This window comes from Pseudomonas sp. DF5 (assembly GCF_058148225.1).
Window position 1 is genome coordinate 400,041 of sequence record NZ_JBYVYM010000001.1, and the last position, 17,330, is coordinate 417,370.

13 protein-coding genes are annotated in these 17,330 nt (G+C 61.1%); 2 read left to right on the plus strand and 11 right to left on the minus strand.

Annotation, left to right across the window (positions count from 1 at the left end):
• Positions 1-4: 4 nt before the first annotated feature.
• The gene (locus AC30D7_RS01875) at positions 5-526 is read right to left on the minus strand and encodes a DUF3617 domain-containing protein (RefSeq protein ID WP_490132802.1); all 522 of its coding nucleotides are present in this window, start codon (positions 524-526) and stop codon (positions 5-7) included.
• A 132-nt stretch (positions 527-658) separates the two neighbouring features.
• Here AC30D7_RS01875 and cls point away from each other — a divergent pair, with 132 nt between their 5' ends.
• Positions 659-2,098 (plus strand): cardiolipin synthase, encoded by a 1,440-nt coding sequence (cls, locus tag AC30D7_RS01880; protein WP_490132803.1) that lies wholly within the window; start codon positions 659-661, stop codon positions 2,096-2,098.
• Here the strand turns inward: cls and cfaB are convergent.
• The 6 genes from cfaB to AC30D7_RS01910 form a co-directional block, all read right to left on the minus strand.
• Entirely contained in the window at positions 2,095-3,279 is a 1,185-nt protein-coding gene (gene cfaB, locus AC30D7_RS01885) for a C17 cyclopropane fatty acid synthase CfaB (RefSeq protein ID WP_490132804.1), read from the minus strand. The genes cls and cfaB overlap by 4 nt on opposite strands.
• A 199-nt stretch (positions 3,280-3,478) precedes the next feature.
• On the minus strand, positions 3,479-5,389 hold the full coding sequence (locus AC30D7_RS01890) for a cation-translocating P-type ATPase (protein ID WP_490132805.1): 1,911 nt from the start codon (positions 5,387-5,389) through the stop codon (positions 3,479-3,481).
• Positions 5,386-6,444 carry a protease modulator HflK gene (gene hflK, locus AC30D7_RS01895; protein ID WP_096479334.1) on the minus strand — a complete coding sequence of 353 codons (1,059 nt, stop codon included), beginning with the start codon at positions 6,442-6,444 and terminating at the stop codon, positions 5,386-5,388. Before hflK (AC30D7_RS01895) ends, AC30D7_RS01890 begins: the two co-directional genes overlap by 4 nt.
• The gene (gene hflC, locus AC30D7_RS01900; RefSeq protein WP_026331807.1) at positions 6,441-7,496 is read right to left on the minus strand and encodes a protease modulator HflC; all 1,056 of its coding nucleotides are present in this window, start codon (positions 7,494-7,496) and stop codon (positions 6,441-6,443) included. The genes hflK (AC30D7_RS01895) and hflC overlap by 4 nt, the downstream gene beginning before the upstream one ends.
• Positions 7,493-9,457 (minus strand): protease modulator HflK, encoded by a 1,965-nt coding sequence (gene hflK / locus AC30D7_RS01905; RefSeq protein WP_490132840.1) that lies wholly within the window; start codon positions 9,455-9,457, stop codon positions 7,493-7,495. The genes hflC and hflK (AC30D7_RS01905) overlap by 4 nt, the downstream gene beginning before the upstream one ends.
• Before the next feature lie 194 nt (positions 9,458-9,651).
• Positions 9,652-10,125 carry an Lrp/AsnC family transcriptional regulator gene (locus tag AC30D7_RS01910; protein WP_490132806.1) on the minus strand — a complete coding sequence of 158 codons (474 nt, stop codon included), beginning with the start codon at positions 10,123-10,125 and terminating at the stop codon, positions 9,652-9,654.
• A 144-nt stretch (positions 10,126-10,269) separates the two neighbouring features.
• Here AC30D7_RS01910 and AC30D7_RS01915 point away from each other — a divergent pair, with 144 nt between their 5' ends.
• On the plus strand, positions 10,270-10,899 hold the full coding sequence (locus AC30D7_RS01915; RefSeq protein WP_490132807.1) for a LysE family translocator: 630 nt from the start codon (positions 10,270-10,272) through the stop codon (positions 10,897-10,899).
• Positions 10,900-10,902: 3 nt separating this feature from the next.
• On the opposite strand, the gene AC30D7_RS01920 is transcribed toward AC30D7_RS01915, so the two are convergent.
• The 4 genes from AC30D7_RS01920 to AC30D7_RS01935 all read right to left on the minus strand — a co-directional run bounded on the left by AC30D7_RS01920 (position 10,903) and on the right by AC30D7_RS01935 (position 17,304).
• A complete protein-coding gene (locus AC30D7_RS01920) occupies positions 10,903-13,035 on the minus strand; it encodes a hypothetical protein (protein ID WP_490132808.1) in 2,133 nt (710 codons plus the stop codon).
• On the minus strand, positions 13,022-14,218 hold the full coding sequence (locus tag AC30D7_RS01925) for a DUF3142 domain-containing protein (RefSeq protein ID WP_490132841.1): 1,197 nt from the start codon (positions 14,216-14,218) through the stop codon (positions 13,022-13,024). The genes AC30D7_RS01920 and AC30D7_RS01925 overlap by 14 nt, the downstream gene beginning before the upstream one ends.
• Positions 14,219-14,493: 275 nt before the next feature.
• Positions 14,494-14,871: a DUF6124 family protein gene (locus AC30D7_RS01930; RefSeq protein ID WP_490132809.1), complete on the minus strand. Its 378-nt coding sequence runs from the start codon at positions 14,869-14,871 to the stop codon at positions 14,494-14,496.
• 402 nt (positions 14,872-15,273) lie between these two features.
• Positions 15,274-17,304, minus strand: coding sequence for a 2Fe-2S iron-sulfur cluster-binding protein (locus AC30D7_RS01935; protein WP_490132810.1), 2,031 nt, complete (start codon positions 17,302-17,304; stop codon positions 15,274-15,276).
• Positions 17,305-17,330: the final 26 nt, after the last annotated feature.

Sequence of the window (17,330 nt, forward strand, 5' to 3'; positions counted from 1 at the left end):
GCTTTTAGGCCCTTGGCTTCACGGTGCCGCAATCCTGACCCAACCACACGGCACGGGTATCGAGGCTGCCCTTCTGCTGAATGCCAGTGGCATTGAAAGTGCCGTTGACCTTGGTGGTGAACTCACGATCACTCATAAAAGTGGCCACTCCGCTGCCCTGCGCTTTCGGGCAGCTGAAACGGAATTTCCACTGGTTACCGGTACGCTCGGTGATTTCCTGCCTGCAGCCCGATTGCGGGTCCGTCAGCGGAATGTTGTCATTCTTTACCTGCTCAGGCGTCAGGCACGCCCGAATCCCTTTGCCGCCCATGGTGATACCTTGTTTCTCCAGCATCGCCCGCTGTTGGGGGGTGATCTGGTTTTGTATCTGGCCGAGGATCAATTGCAGATCGGGCATGTTCTGGTCATCGACCTTCATGTTGCTTGAGGTCAACTCCCACAAGCCCGGTTGCAGCATCTGTGCCTGAGCGGCCACAGGAAGTGCCAAACCAAACGCTATGGCCAAGCCCAGCAGACGAACGTTCATCGAGTAACTCCTGATCATTAGTGGCCGTTAGACGTCGGCCACGGGCTTCGGTTCATGGGCCAATTAAATAGCGACATTCTGCCCGGAACATGGTCTGTTAAGCATTGAATCTTCAAGGAGCAAGGCTGCCCCATGGATTATTTCGGACCGCATGTATTCGGTTATCTGATCGCACTGTTGCACACACTGGGCTCGATCGCCGCCATCCATGCCGTGTTGACCGTTCGGACCGCTCAGGGCTCGATCGCCTGGGCTCTGTCACTGCTGTTCATTCCCTACCTCACGCTGATCCCTTATCTGGTCTTCGGCCGCAGCACCTTCGATGGTTACATCAAGGCCCGACGGCAAGCCAACGAGGAAATGCGCAAGGCTATCTCCGAACTGAACTGGCGCCCCTGGGTAGAAGAGGCACTGGCTGCGCGTGCCTCCAGCGCTTACGCATCTTTGCGGGCAATGCCGAAGTTGGGGCGCATGCCATGCCTGGCGAACAACGACGTGCGTTTGTTGATCGACGGCCACGCCACATTCAATGCGATTTTCGACGCCATCAGCAACGCCCGGCAAGCGGTGCTGATCCAGTTCTTCATCATCCACGATGACCGCCTCGGCCAACGCCTGCACACACTGCTGACGAAGAAAGCCGCCGAGGGCGTGGCGATTTACTTGCTCTACGACCGCATCGGCAGCCATTCCCTGCCCCACGAGTATGTGCAACCGTTGCGAGATGCCGGCATCGAGGTCAAAGCCTTCGCCACCCGCAGTGGCTGGCTCAACCGCTTCCAGGTCAATTTCCGCAACCACCGCAAGATCGTAGTGGTCGACGGGCTTGTCGGCTTTGTCGGCGGGCTCAATGTCGGCGACGAGTACATGGGCGAGAAACCACCCCTGGCACCCTGGCGCGATACCCACGTCCAAGTACACGGGCCGGTAGTGGCCTGCATGCAGGAGTCGTTTGCCGAAGACTGGTTCTGGGCAGCCCGCTCGCTTCCCCCGCTGATCCTGCCGGACGTTTATCCGGACGACGGCGTGCTCTGCCAATTACTGGCCAGCGGCCCGGCGGATTCCTACGAAACCTGTTCGTTGTTCTTCGTCGAAGCCATCCATGCAGCGACGGAGCGAGTGTGGATCACCAGCCCTTACTTCATCCCCGACGAAGCCGTATTCGCTGCATTGCGGCTGGCGGTGCTGCGCGGTGTGGATGTACGGATCCTGTTGCCGGCGCGACCGGATCACCGGATCGTCTACGCCGCTTCCAGCCTGTACGCTTTCGAAGCGGTACGCGCCGGGGTGCGTATGTTCCGTTATCAGCCTGGGTTCCTGCACCAGAAAGTGGTGCTGATCGACAGCGAAATCAGCGCCATTGGCAGCGCCAATATGGACAACCGTTCGTTCCGGCTGAATTTCGAAGTGATGTTGCTGACAGTCGACAGCGCATTTGCCGCCGAAGTGGAAAAGATGCTCAACGACGACTTCGCCCAGGCTCATGAAATCGCCAAAGAAGAAGGCCGGGAGACCCGCCGCCTGCAACAGGTCGGCATGCGGATCGCCCGGCTTATTTCACCGATTCTCTAGCTGTAGATGTCGTCGCGGGTCCATGGCAGTTCATGGCTGCCATCGGGATGGGTTTTCACCGCGAGGATTTGATGCAGGTTGATCCAGCCTCTGGCAAAGGCATAGGCGCACCCTGCCAGGTACAGCCGCCAGATGCGTAGGGCCTGATCCGGCACCAGTTTGGCGGCGGCTTCCAGATTGTCTTCCAGGCGTTCGCTCCAGTGGTCCAGGGTCCGCGCGTAATGCAGGCGCAGGCTCTCGACATCGACAATCTCCAGCCCCACTTCACTGATCTCGGCCGAGATCATTGCCAGGTGCGGCAGTTCGCCGTTGGGGAATACATACTTCTCGATGAACTCACCAGCACCGCGCCCGACCGGACGACCGTCGGTGTGTTTGGCGGTAATCCCGTGGTTCATCACCAGGCCGCCTTCTTTCACCGCGCCGAACAGGGTTTTGCAGTATTCGGCCAAATTGGCGTGGCCGACGTGTTCGAACATGCCGACGCTGACCACCTTGTCGAAACGCCCGTCCTGAGGCAGATCGCGGTAGTCGAGCAGTTGCAGTTCGATCTGGTCTTCCAGGCCTTCGGCTTTCACCCGCTCACGAGCCAAATCCAATTGCGCTTGACTGAGCGTGATCCCGAACACCTTCGCGCCGAACTCCCGCGCGGCATACCGCGCCAACCCACCCCAGCCGCAACCGACATCCAGCAGATACTCCCCTGGCTGCAAGCGCAACTTGCGGCACAGGTGGCGAAACTTGGCTTGTTGAGCCTGCTCAAGTGTTTCACTGCCGGTCTCGAAGTAGGCGCAGGAATACGCCATGTCGCTGTCGAGCCACAGCTGATAGAACTCGTTGGAAAGGTCGTAGTGGTAGGAGATGGCTTTGGCGTCGGTTTCCTTGTCGTGAACCGAACGCACCGGCAGCGCCTCATCGTCTTCGCTGATCAGCGCCTGACTCCATTCATCGCAGACACGAATCACATCGCTGATGGAGCCTTCCAGCTCCAGTTTGCCTTCGACGAACGCCGCCCCCAGCGCGTCGAGGCTCGGATGGGTGAACTGGGTAACCATATGCGGGTCCTTGACCACAATGGTGACGCTGGGCGTCGGCCCCAGGTTGAACTCATGGCCGTCCCAGAGTCGCAGGCGAAGCGGTAATTGCAGATTCTGTAAGGCCGGTGGAAGTTGCGCGAGCATGAAAAGTCCCCCTTGTTTCAGACGTCAAATCTGAGGGTAGACCATCCTTGAAAAATAGCAGGCTATCGAATTAATAGCCCTTTTCTATTCCCAGTGTTGCCACCAACGGTAAAGCCGCCAATGGGCGAGCCTTGATATGCCCCGCCTCTAACCTAAAAGACTACAAACCCGGCACACAGTTCTGAAAAGTAGTTGCCGCTCACACCTCATCCTTAAGCTTGAGTAGGGGTTCCTGAAAGCGTAGCAAACGCCCGGCATTACCGAGCACCAATAACGTACTCAAGTTGTGCAACAGCGCGGCAATCATCGCCCCGGCCGCGCCCAGCCAGCCGAATGCGGCAAAGGCGACAATCGCCAGGGTCCAGCTCAGACCGATGATTACGTTCACCTGTAAAGTCTGCCGGCATTGGCGACTCAGGCGCACACAGGTTCCGAGCCGGCGCAGGTCGCTGCCGATCAGTACGATATCGGCCGAGGCCAGCGCGATGTCCGCGCCGCCCGCGCCCATGGCCACGCCGACCACACCGGCCTTCAGCGCCAGGGAATCGTTGATGCCGTCTCCCACCACCATCGGCCGGAAACCGCTGTCGATTTCTTTCAACACGCGATTGAGTTTGTCCTCGGGCAAGGCCTGGGCTTCGACATCGCTGATGCCCACATCCCGGGCCAGGGTGTGAGCCACGCTGTGCCGATCGCCGGTGAGCAACAGCTGACGACCCAGGCCCAGTTCACGCAACTCGCTCAGGGCAAACCGCGCCTCAGGTTTGACGCTGTCGGCGAGCAATAGCCAGGCGAGAAATTCGCCGTCGAGTGCCAGCCCGGCAATCGGGCCATCGTGTTGTGGAACGACTGAAGTGACGATGCCCAATTGCGCGAACAGCTCCGGACGACCAAGGGCCGCTTCGCCCTGCTCCGTCATCGCCACGACCCCCAGCCCCTGACGCTCGCGAATATCAGAGAGCAGCAGAAAATGTTCCTGAGTGACCAACCCGGCCAACGCGCGGCTGACTGGGTGGCTGCTGGCGGAACCGAGGCTGGCGGCGAGTTTCAGTACGTGACTGCGATCTTTCAGCGGACTGTCGATCGATTGCAGGCGCAAGGTGCCAAACGTCAGGGTTCCGGTCTTGTCGACCACCAACGACGTCAGGTCAGCCAATTCTTCGAGGAACGCCGAGCTGCGAATCAGAATCCCGTGCCGAGCAGCGACCGCCACCCCGGCAATCGCCGTGGCCGGTGCCGACAACACCAGCGCGCAAGGACAGGCCGCCACCAACACCGCAAGCATCGCCTGGGCATCGTTGGTGACGAACCAGGTCACGGCAGCCAGCAGCAACACCAGCACCATGTAGCTGCCGGCGTAGCGTTCGAGCAAACGGGTGATCGGCGGCTTGGAGCGTTCGGCGTTTTGCATCAACGCGATGACTTTACCCAGTGTCGACTCGTGACCGGTGCGGGTCACTTCAATGCGCAACAAGCCATCAAGGTTGATCGCTCCGCCGAACACCGGCATGCCCACAACGGCCTCTATGGGCACCGACTCACCGGTGATCGATGCAGTGTCGAGGCTCGCCTGACCGGACAACACCCGACCATCGGCCGGCACGCGATCACCGGCTCGCACCTCCACCAGGTCGCCAGCCTTGAGTGTGCCGTTATCGACTTCGACGATAGAGCCGTCAGCCTGAATCTTGCGCGCATGGCTGCGCGTCAGTTTGCCGAGGGCATGAATTGCTTCCTGGGAGCCAATCACGCTGCGCTCTTCCAGCACATGGCCGAAGATCATGATGATCGGCAGCAGTGCCGCAGTCAGCAGATCGCCAGTGGCCCAGGCGCCGAGCATGGCCAGGGCAATCAACTGATCGGTGATCCCGTGCAGGCTCGGATAACGCAGGCTGTACCACGCCGAACGCATGACCGGCACGGCCACCAGCAACGAAGCAAAACCCAGCAGCAATTGGCTGACCCCGGTCTGCTCCGGCAACGACCAGCGCCAGATCAGGCCGAGCGCAAGCAACCCGAGCGCAAGCATGGCCAGGGTCAACTGGCGCGCGGCGCTACGTTGTTCAGCCGAGGACAACATGCTCGGCGCGGCGGCGGTTTGGGCAGTCATTGTGCAGCTCCCTGAATGATCAGGCGGGAATCGTCTTTCGGATCGACCGTCGTCACCGAACCGGCCTGCCCGAGAATCTTTGGCATCCGCTCACGGTAAATACGCAGCAGCATTTGCGGGTCTGTGCCCTGCTGTTGCGCCTTGGCCAGGCTTAATACTGTGGCGGTGTCGGTGGAGGCTTTGGCCAGGCGTTCACTGGCTTGGGCGTGAGCTACTTGCAGCGTGCGGTCGGCTTGTTCGTTGGCGGACTGAGTCAGCTTCTCCGCTTCCGTGCGCGCATTGGCCACGGCCTTGTCAGCTTGCTGACTGGCAGTTAACACGGCGTTGAACGCGCTCACCGCCGGGCCGGGCAGACTCGATTGCACATCGACCCGCGCCACTTCAATACCCAAGCCCTGCCCGGTCGCCGTCAATTCGGCCAAGCGTTGATTGATGCCCCGCACCAGATCTCCGCGTAGACGTTCGCGACGTTCGGCAGCCTGATTGTCGGCACCGATCAGTTCCGGTCGAGCCACCAGAATGGTGTCCAGGTCTCGCGCCGCGGTGAGTGCCACGGCACTGCGCGTCACCAGTCGATCCAGGGCCGGCAACACATGCTCACCCTGAAGAACGAAGGCATAGGGCTCAGTGACTTTGTAGAACACCCGCACATCCAGCTGCACCACGCCCGCGTCACCGGTCAGCAGATAACCGGAGCCGGCGAGCGCATCGCTGATGGGTGTGGCGAAGCTCGCCACCCGGTCGGCCTGCAACGCAGCATCGGTGCGCAGCAGATTTTCCACCCGTCGCTCGATCACCCGGTCCGCTGCCGGCAACAAAACCACCTGCTCAAACGGTCGCGGCCACGCCAACAGCAAACCGGAATTTTGAATGCGATCCAGTGCACCGAAATGCAGCACCACGGCACGATTCTGCGGGTCGATCTGCCGCACATTGGAAAATGCCCACGCCAAAGCAGCCAGCACGGTCACGGCGTAAAGCGCGAGAAAAGCCAAGCGCCCGGCCTGAATCCAGGGGCTGCTCAATTCATTTGTTCCACGTGGAACCAAACTCATGGCTGCGACCCGGACTTGTTATCGAGCGTCGGTGGGCCGTCAACCAACACCCGGAACGGCGCCGCATCAGTGCGCAAAATCAGTTTGGTGCCCGGTGCGACGATGGTGCCCAAGGTGTCGAGCGAACGCAGCAAATTGTAGAGCTGCGGTGAGCCTGCGTAGGCCCGGCCGTAAATCTGCGCGGCTTCGACGCGGGATTGGGCTTCGATGTCTGCGGCCTTTACCGTCGCATCGGCTTGTACGATTCGCGCATCACGCTCGGCTGCGGAGCGGATTTGTGCGGCTTCGCGTTTACCAATGGCTGTGCGTTCAGTGGCGATTGTTTCACGCTCGGCGCGCATACGATCGACCGTCGCGGTGAGCGTCACCGATGGCAGAGTCAAGCGCTCGATACCGACTTGCAGCACTCGCACGCCATAGGTGGTGAGCAACTGCTGATCGATCTGCTGGCGCAGCTGCGCTTCGAAGTCGGCGATGTGCACCTGGTTGGCGTCGGTGTTCACCAGGTTGGCCAGGTCGAAACTGCTGGCCGTGGTTTCCAGCGCCGAGCCGACAAAGGTACGAATCTGCCGCGCGGCTTCATCGGGTTGATTCTGTACAGCGCGCATAAAACGTTGCACGTTGTCAGGGTCGCCCTGTACCTGCCAGGCCACGTAGGCTTGCACGATGATGCGCAGACCGTCGCGCGTGCCCACATCCTGCAAACCGCTGGAGGTGGTGCGCAGCCGCAGATCCACCGGGATCGCCGCCTCAAACGGCGCCGGCCAACGCCAGCCAAGACCCGGCTCCAGCAACACCCGCGATGGATTGCCAAAGCGCGTAATCACCGTGGCCTCCCCCGAGCGCACTTGCACCAGGCTCGCCGCCGCAATGGCAAAGGCCACCAGCAGCGCCGCCCAGCCCATTCGCCGCCACGGAAAAGGGCCAGCTTCGTGCGGATCACCATGGTGGTGATGGTGATGATGACCGTGGTGATGCCCGCCATGGCCGTGATCGTGGCCGGCGTGGTCATCGTGGTCGTGATGATCGTGAGTAGGCGTCGACTGGCTCAATGGGCAGCTCCTGGCTGAGCAGTATTACGCGACGGTGCAGGGTCAGCCGGCAGCGTGAATGTACGTAAGTCGATGGTCGGCGCATTGCTGCTGCCGCCCAGACGATGATCGAGAACCAGCAGCTTGGCATTGACCAGACCCTGGGTCAGTTGGCTGAGGTATTGCTCCAGCACGAAGGCTTGGCCGGCACTGGAATACGCCTTTCGCTCAGCGGCAAATTTCAGGTCGGCGGCGTGAGCGCTTGAGTTGATTTCATGGGCACTGGCCGTGGCTTGATCGCGAGCGATACTGGCCTGCAATTGCGCCTGGTTGGTTGCCTCCGCTGCGGCACCGCGCTCGCGGGAGATCAATGCCTGGGCGCCAATCTGCGCTGCTTGAACGCCGTGATAGGCATTGGCTGCCCCTGCCGGCGGATGAATGGCCTCGACCACCGTGGCGAGAATTTCCACGCCGCTGTCGAGTTTTTGCAGATCGGCTTGCACGGCGCGACCGATGTCTTCGGCGAGCCCTACCCTGTCTTCACCGAGCAATCCGTCGAGGGTTCTTGAGGCGAAGTCGTGAACCAGAATCCGGCTGGCGGTGCTGCGAATCAGCGTCGGCACATCGGCGCTGTTGTACGTCGCGGCCAGAGCCGCTTGATCGCTCAGACCGATGCGATAGACGAAGCGCACGTCCATGTTGACGATCTGAAAGCTCTGCTTGTCGGCACGGCTGCTGGCGATGACCTGGGATTTGTCATTCACATGGCTGGCGTCCCACAAGCGATTGGCAATGGCCGGTGCCGGGCCTTCGGCAGGTTCGGCCGCGACCGGAGCCGATGCTTCGCCCACGCTGGTGGCCAACTCATGGACTACGCCGTTCTCGACGCTCAGCACGCGACCCAGCGGCCACGGCAAGCCGGCGTGCAAACCGGGCCCGAACACTTCCACCGGTTTGCCGAAACGTTCGTAGATACCCCGTCCCTGTAGCGGTATTTCATAAATGCCGGTGAGCGACCAACCGACGATTGCCACCACCGCCAGCACCGGCAAAAACGCCCGGCGCATGTAGGTGAAGGCCCAGATTTGCCGCAGGTCGATACCGAAGCGGTTGTGCAACTCGTGCTGCAACGCGAGCAGGGGCTGTGGCGGCCAGCGCAACATATCGGCGACGAAGCTTCGCGCCAGCAACGTCGGTTCAAGTTGTTCACGACGAGGGCTGAACAGCGACAACACGGCGCGCAGCAATAACTCGGCGGCGACCAACCCCGGCAGTAAACCTATCAGCACCGCCAGACGCACCGGCCAGACGGCTGTTTCGCTGCCGAACAACAGACACAAGGCGCTGAGTACCAGGCCAATAATCGCGACCCGTGCCAGCTGCGCCAACGACCCGGCCTCAGGCCATTGGGCGACATTTTCCTGCGCCAGTTGCCGCTCCAGTACCAGCAAACCGAACGCCAGCAGCAACGACAACGCCGCGCCAACACTGGCCGATAATCCCAACGCAGCGGGTGGCAAAGCGAGGTTCCAGACCTGCTCGATGCTGTACAAACTCAACAACGCCCAGCCGCCAAGCCAGAGCGTCGGTGCACCAATCTGCCCCAGCAAGCGCCGCCAACGCTGACTGATGCGGTCCAGCAACCGCTCGTACCAGCCTTCGGCGGCAACGACTTCTTCAGTGATAGCCGCCGGCACCAACACGGCCGGATTCATCGCTCGTGCACGCCACAGCGTTACCCACCAGGCCGATTGCAGGCCGGCGACCAACACCAGCAAACCGGCGCTCTGATTGACCAGTAACGCGGGCCAGAGCGACTGCGGTGCAAACAACCCGACAAAAAACGCCAGCACCAGCCCTGCTGCCGCCAAGGCACCCAAACCGATTGCCCATTGGCGCAATCGACGTCCTTGAACGACCGCCTGCTGAAAGCGCGGCAGCCCTGCTATCTGTGCTCCATCGCCATCGAGATCGACTTGCATACCACCCCAGCCATTGCTCACATCACAATTCGTTACGATATAACGAAAATGGTGAAATTTTCGTGCTAAATCGTCTTATCTAAGAACGCCCAACCTGTCGCTAGGCTGAAGCTTTGGCCGAAATAGTCCGAAACGCACGCATTGGTGGGTAATTTTTATTGAAGGGTACTTTTAGCGTCGACAATCCCTTTTCTTCAATTGGGCAAATGTCCCAACGGCAACGCCCCCGGCGTCTTCACCGTGTGAATTGCAAAGTTGCTGCGGATATCGCTCACGCCAGGCAATTTCAGCAATCGCCCGGTGAGGAAACGGTCATAGGCGCGCAAGTCCGGTACCACCACTTGCAGCAGAAAATCCGATTCCCCGGACACCAGAAACGCCGAAATCACCTCAGGCAATGCCGTCACGGCCAGGCGAAACGCTTCGGCTTGTTCATCGTTGTGCCGTTCGACTTTGACCCCGACAAACACCGTCAGCCCAAGGCCCACTTCATCTCGATCGAGGTTGGCCTGATAGCCGCGAATCACACCCGCCTCTTCCAGCATCCGTACCCGACGCAAACAGGGCGAGGCCGACAAGCCGATCTCATCGGCCAGTTGTACGTTACTCAGGCGTCCGTCCCGTTGCAGTGCCGTGAGGATTTTGCGGTCGTAGGCGTCCAGTTTCATGATTTGGCAGATCCTGATGGTTCAATCATCACAAACTGGCAGGTTATGCCAAATATCGAAGCTTTAGAAGCTGACTACGCAACCACCTGCCCTGCCCCTCGGCCGTAGACTGAACCCACCAAATCGACAACGAATGGGGGCAACATGACAGAACTCTGGCTGTTTTTCATGGCATTGACAGTGGTGTACCTGTTGCCGGGCCCGGATATGATTCTGCTGTTGCAGACCGGCGCTCGTCAGGGCAAAGGCGCGACGCTGGCCACGGCATTGGGGCTGGGCGTGGCGCGCGGTTGTCATGTGGCATTGGCGGCATTGGGTTTGGCGACGCTGTTCAGGACTGCGCCCTGGACCTTCGATGTGGTGCGCCTGGCTGGCGCCGCGTACCTGTTGTGGATCGGCATTCAGTGCCTGCGCACCACGATGCTGCCGAGCTTGAACGGTGCAGACGCAACGAACGATAAACCACGGTGGTCGGAGGCGATCCAGCGCGGTTTGCTGACTAACCTGCTCAACCCCAAGGCGCTGCTGTTTTGCTCGGTGCTGCTGCCGCAGTTCATCAACCCTCAAGCCGGACCGGTGCTCGCGCAATTTGCGACCCTGGGCATGATGCTGGTCGGCGTCGGCTTGCTGTTCGACAGCGCCTACGCGCTGGTCGGCGCTGCGTTGGGCCGTTGGCTGCAACGCAGTCCATCGGCCCAGCGGGTACAGCAGTGGTTGTTTGGCAGCCTGTTGATTAGTTTTGCGGTGCGGCTGACCTTTGTTCAACAAGCCTGATGACTATCGCGCATTGCGCTGGCGTCGGTTGATCAACACCAGCGCAATCGCGGTAAACACCACCACGCTGCCCATCTGCAGCCACTTTTTATACGGTCGCAATGCCGAGCGGACCGGGCTCAATACTTGGGTAACGTAACGCTTATCTGCATTCTGAAAATCCGGATAAGGACATCGGCGACCGAAGTTCACCGCCCAATCCACGTACGGCCCTTCCTTCACATAGCGTTGATAGAAGGCGCTTTCTTCTTCAAGGCTGGTGTTCCACCCCGCCGCCGCACACAGAACGGCCGCAAAAGCCTGACTGGTATGGGGCAAATTATCGGCGGCGCGGCTGGCCAACGCCGTGGCGACATAACGATAGTGGTAACGCTGATCGGGCTGTGCAGCGCTGGCCTGCTGACGCTGGACTTCATCTTCAGCCACTAATGGACCCACCTTGAGCTCACTGCTCTCAAGGCTGTAATTACCGCCGAACGTGGCGTAATCCGGCGCCATTTCGTAGCCGAGAATCTCCATCCCCCATTGGCGTGCCGTTGAAGCCGCGTTGAACAACGCCGCCGCACGCTTGGTCGGCCACCAGGCCGCGTCCGCCTCCTGACGTAATTGCCCATACGCCTTGGCCTTGTTCTGCAAATCGACATTGTCGAAGTAGCCCGGAGCCTCGTCATAACGCCCCTCGCGCAACAAACGCCGCCCGAGCAGATTGCGCAGGCTCGCGGCCACCGGCAACGACACATAATTGTCGCGATCCTGCTGGCTGAGCGGTGGCGGTGCCGGCACCTGGGTGTCGACGTACTGCTTGAGTTCATCGAGGGTCAGCACCCGCTCGGCCACGGTGGCCGCGTCGAACCAGTAGATGCCCTGGCTGCGATAGAGCTGATCGAAGGCCTGCAGGTAATCCCCGCGTTGCAGGGCCAGAATCGCGCTTTCACCCTCGACCCGGCACTTGGGCTGGAGTGTTTCGTAATCCCAGTCGGGCGTGCGCCGCTCGCCCCAGGATTCGTTCTGCGGGAAGGCCTGGGCGGCTTTGGCATAGGCCGCTGCGGCGGCGTTTTTGTCGCCATCACGCACCGCCAGCTTCGCCCGCAACCACCACGCAAGGCCACCGTCACCAGCCTGTTCGAGGAAGGCTTTGGCGCTGGCGTAATCGCCCTGTTGATAATTCATCGCCGCCAGGCGATCGGCATTATCCAGACTGCCACGGGTGCTGCTTTGCAGCAGTTTGATCAGTTTCTGTTCGTTCGGCGGTTGATCACCGAATGACCAGCCCAGCCGACTGATCAACGACGCCGTCACCAGTTGCTGCACTGCTTTGCCCTTGAGCAACCCGGCCAGTTGCTCGTCAGGCATAGCGGCCAGATCGGCCATCAACAGCTTCAGCGAGGTGTAGCCCACCGCCGAACCGTGAAGATTCTGCGTGGCGTAGAGTTGGATGGCGTTGTCCCAGTCACCCGCGGTGCGGGCCACTCGCGCTTCTTCGCCAAGGCTGGCGACACCCAGTTCCAACGGGTCGCTGAAGCCGTCGATGCTTAGTTGACGGGTCTGCTCGAAGGCCTTGCGGGACTGAGCCAACAGGTCAGGGGTCGCGCCTGCTTCTGAATTCATGGCAAACAGCGCCCGGCCCAACGAGTACGCCGCCCAGGTGCTGCGCAACGGGCGTTGATCCGCCGGCAGCGCCAGCACTTTCTGAAAGTACTCGGCGGCCAGGCCATGGTCACCGGCGTTGAACGCCACGGCGCCAGCCAGATAGAGCCTGTGCTCGGGCGGCAGATTCGCGCCTTGCTCTTCAACCTGACGGGCATCGGTCAGGCTGCGCAGCTGTTTCACCAGCGCTTGCTGTTCAGGCGTCAGACCGGCCTGTTCGGCGGTATCGCGCTGATGGGTGTAATCAGGCGCATCGCCGTAACCGTCCCCCGGAATGTTGGTGGCGGCGGTGACATTTTTCAGTCCCGCGATGGCATGCCCGAGGCGGCTGATCTCGAGGTTGAAGTTGCCTTCCGGCAGTTCCGCCAGCGACTGGCCACGGTTGTCCAGCAGGCGCATGGGGAAGTCCGGCCCGCAGGCCAGCGCCGAACCCAATGGCAGGCTGAGGCTCAGGCAAAGCACATGGCGGGGCCAGTTACGGGTAAACATTCGAACCTCCTTGATCAATGTGTGCGCAGCGAGCCCAACCGATGGCGCGCTGCCCGCCGGCCGGGATTCGACCGTCACGCAGGCGGGTGAAGGTAAGCAGATCCGGGCGCTGTTGCAACGCATAACCGGCCAGCGCATCGGCGCCCTCGCAGCCCTGCACCGCCAACGTCAGGCGTTCGGGCCAGGCACTGTCGAGGTTGCCTTGGTTGCTGAGGCTGATGTCGTAGAGGCCGTCCTGCGCCGAGAGTTTCAGCCCTACATGACTGTCGAGCGTATCGCCGCGCGCCACAGCGCCCAGCGTCGTCAGGCTCCAGGCCCTGCGATCATTGGCCAGGGGCAGGCGAAACCAGATCAGCCCGGCCAGATGGGCCGGTGGATCGGCGCGCAACTCGGCGCCGAGCTTACTCAGTTGCTGCGGGTCCGCCAGCAACTCTCGACGTTCGCCGCTCCGCTCGATGGGCACTTCGCTTTCCACGACCGGCGCGCCCCCGGCCCCCGGCAACAGCGCCACGCCATAAGCCGGCAGCGCCAGATAAAACGGTTTCGATGTGTTGCGACTCCAGGCCCTGGCCCACTGCCGTGTCTGATCCGGGTCGAACAGCCCACGCCGTGGATCGCTCACCGCGTGCACCTGCAACACGCTGCTGTCGACCGTTGCCAGCAACGCCGGCAATTCAGAACTGTCGAGCCAGGCCGGCAACGCGGTGATGCTCAGTGGCAAGGACGCCGGCAGAACGCCACGCAAATGGGTGAGGAATTCGCGGTAGGCCGGTAACCGGGCGTTGCCCGCATCGTGGTCGATTTCCACGCCGGAGAGGGTCAGCCCCTGCCCTTGCCAATCGCTGAGCACCTGCTGGATCTGCGCCGTGACCTCGTCCCGGTCCAGCCCATTGAGCTGGCCATCCAGACGAACCACCGCAATCAGCGGTCGGCCATCACGCTTGAGCAGCGCCGGATCGATCCGCGCCCGGCTCCAGCCAGACTGTGGAAATGCCTGCAAGGCCAGCACGCGCAAGGTCGAGAAATCGGTGCGGCTGTCGCGCAACGCGGCCTCATGGGCCGGCGTCCATTGCCGTTGCCAGACATAGAGTTGCTGATCGAGCGGCGGCGCGTCAGGTTGCTTGCAACCGTTGAGCAACATCAATGCGCCAAGCAAAGCCGACAAGCGAATGAAAAACACAATGCCCACCCTCATCCTCTGTGGCGAGGGAGCTTGCTCCCGCTCGACTGCGCGGCAGTCGCAAAATGCAGCCCATGTGGTGTGTCTGATGGTATGAAGGGGCTGCTTCGCAGCCCAGCGGGAGCAAGCTCCCTCGCCACAATTGATCGGTTACAAATTCCCGGCAGCCTACTCAGCTATCGGCTTGCAGGCAATGATCACCTGATTCTTCGCCACCACTGCGTCCAGCGCCTGAATGCTTTTGTGGGAGCGAGCGGGCTTGCTCGCTCCCACATTGTTCAGCTGTGTGGCGCAGGTTTCGGGATGGCAAGGTTATCCAGCATCCGGTTCACCGCCAGTTCCGCCAGCATGACGATCTGCTGAATCGCCATTGCCGTATGCCGGTGCGGCCCTTCCAGATACCCCGCAAAGTCACTCGCCATCACACTGGCCTGGGCCAACGACTCACAGGTGTGGGCCAACAGGTCTTCGTCTTTGATATCCGGCGCAACCATAAACATCGTGCTCGGCTTGCGGGCGACCGGTGCTTTGAGGGCCGAGGGGTTGAGGTAGTGATCGAGCGCGCGCTCGGCGGCTTCGTTGAGCTTTTTTGAATTGGGGGATTCGTAAGGGGAAGTGCTGTCCGCTTCGGGCGGATTTGGTGTCGGCTTAAACATGGCAAAGATCCTTAAAGAGATGGAGCTGCCATTTTTCGTTTTCCAGACGAAAGGGGTGGCAGCTGTACGCGGACTGGAAAAACCGGTAAAGGATCAAACCCGGCAGACCCGAAGGTCTCCCACGCACAGCCGCCATAACTGCAGAGCTGAAAAAGCGCCGCATTATGTCACCTGCTGTGATCCTATACTTCGGGTTTTCCAGGCCCGATCGCTGAATTGCCAGCGACCCTCAAAGCCTATCCACTCCACTTCCCACCCGACAACCGTCAAAACCTGTCGGAAACATCCCCCAAAATCATCGTCTGTAGGACTGCCTGAAGATCAAAAGATCGCCGCCTTCGGCAGCGCCTACGCAGGATTCGTTTACACCCTGTAGGAACTGCCGAAGGCGACGATCTCTTTCTAAAGGTCGAGCACCAATGGCTGCGAACCCTGCGCCGGCACCGCACAACAAATCAGCACCTCACCCGCATCGGGAACCTCCGCCGGAGGCTGTGGATAATTCACCTCTCCGCTGATCAACCGGGTTTTGCAGGTCCCGCAGGAGCCGCCGCGGCAACTGAATTCCGGGCGCAAGCCACGGCTCTCCGCCAACTCCAGCAAACTGCCGCCGTCCGGCTGCCAACGCGCTTCTTTGGCCGAGCGCTGGAACACGACGGGCACCGAAACGGTGGCGGCCGGCAATTGCTCGATGACCACCGCGTCCGGGTCCGGCTTGCGACGCAGCGTCGACGGGCCAAAGGTTTCAGCATGAATCCTTGAATCAGGGACATCCAGATCCCGCAGGCTGTCGTACAGACCCTGGGTAAAACTTCCCGGACCGCACAGGACAAAATCCACTTGGTCGTAGTCCTCCACCTCAAGAGTAGTCTTGAGCAAGTCGGCGTCGATGCGCCCTGTCAGGTCGTAATCTTCGCCCTCACGGGCATCGGACTCCGGCTGACTGAGCAAACGCAGCATCCGCACCTCATCACCGAGGCCGTCGAGCAGGCGATCCAGCTCAGGGCGAAACGGTTGATCGGCCAAGGTCCGCGAGCTCTGGAAGAACCACACAGGACGGATGCGCCGCGTGCGCAGGCCTTGATAAACCACCTCCCGCAGCATCGACAGCAGCGGCGTGATCCCCACGCCGGCAGCCAATAGCACCAGCGGCCGACGCTCATTCGGCGCCACGGTGAAATGCCCTTGAGGCGAGCGGGCTTCGAGCACATCGCCGACACGAATCTGCTCATGCAGGTGCGAGGACACCAGGCCTTCACGCTTCACGCTGATGCGAAAAAAGTCATCGGATGGCGCGCTCGACAGGCTGTACGTGCGGATGTGCACATCGCCTGCGATGTTGAACCGCAAGGGCAAATGTTGCCCGGCCTGAAACACCGGCAACCCGGCGCCATCGGCAGGCTCCAGATAGATCGAACGGATGTTGTGGCTCTCCCGCTCGATGCGCGTCACTCGCAGCGGCCGCCAGCGATTCCCCAGCGCCTGGGCTTGCAGGCGTGCATTCGCCTGCGCCCAGGTGCCGGTCAGCAGACTGGTGGGCGACACGCCGTCAAAGCGCCAGCGCAAGGCCAGTGCCGCGGGCCGACGCACCGCGTGCTCCACCTCGAATGTCCACAGCCGCTCGGCACCTTGAAAGGCTTCGATCTGCGGGCCTTCGAGGATGACTTGCGTGCGACCGCTGAGGTGCAGGAGGTCGCCCGACTCGAAATCGATGAACAACAAACCGGCCCGAGGGTTGATCAGCAGGTTGCCCAAGGTATTGAAGAACAGGTTACCGGCGAAGTCCGGGATGGTCAGTCGATTGCCCTCTATCTGGACGAAACCGGCCTGGCCGCCCCGATGAGAAACGTCCACCGAGCGTTGGCCATCGACGTCCACATAGCTGGCGACAAAGAAGGTATCGGCGCTGGCAATCATGGCTTTGGCCGCGTCATCCAGCTCATTGAGATGCTGCGCAACACGGGTCGCCGGATCCGCCAATGGCACCGAGCGAAACTGGCGCAATTGAATGTATTGCGGGCAATTGCCGAAGGATTGCTCCACCGTCACCTCGAAGCCGCTCGCCGTTACAGCGCCGACTCGACCATTGAGACGATTGCGACGTCGGGTGTGCAGCTCGATACCGAGCAGACCGATCGCCGTCCCGTCTTGCAGTTGTGCAGGGTCGTCGCGACCGGGCAGGCTGCCGATCTGCAACAGCCCGGGCTCGGGGGACTTCGCAAAGCCCGGCGCCCCTTCAAGAATACTGGCCCAAGGGTTGCCGTCGGCATCCACCGCGCCGTACAGCATGAACGGCAGTTGCTGATAGAACGTGCGGTGCTGGTCCGGCATCTCGCCGCGAATCACCCTACGGCCCAATGCGTCCATTCGCTCGACGACACCCACATGGGCCTGCAATTTTTTCTCGCCTGCGTGCCAAGGTGAACGTTCCATAACGGCTTCTCCCCTGCGCTCATTGC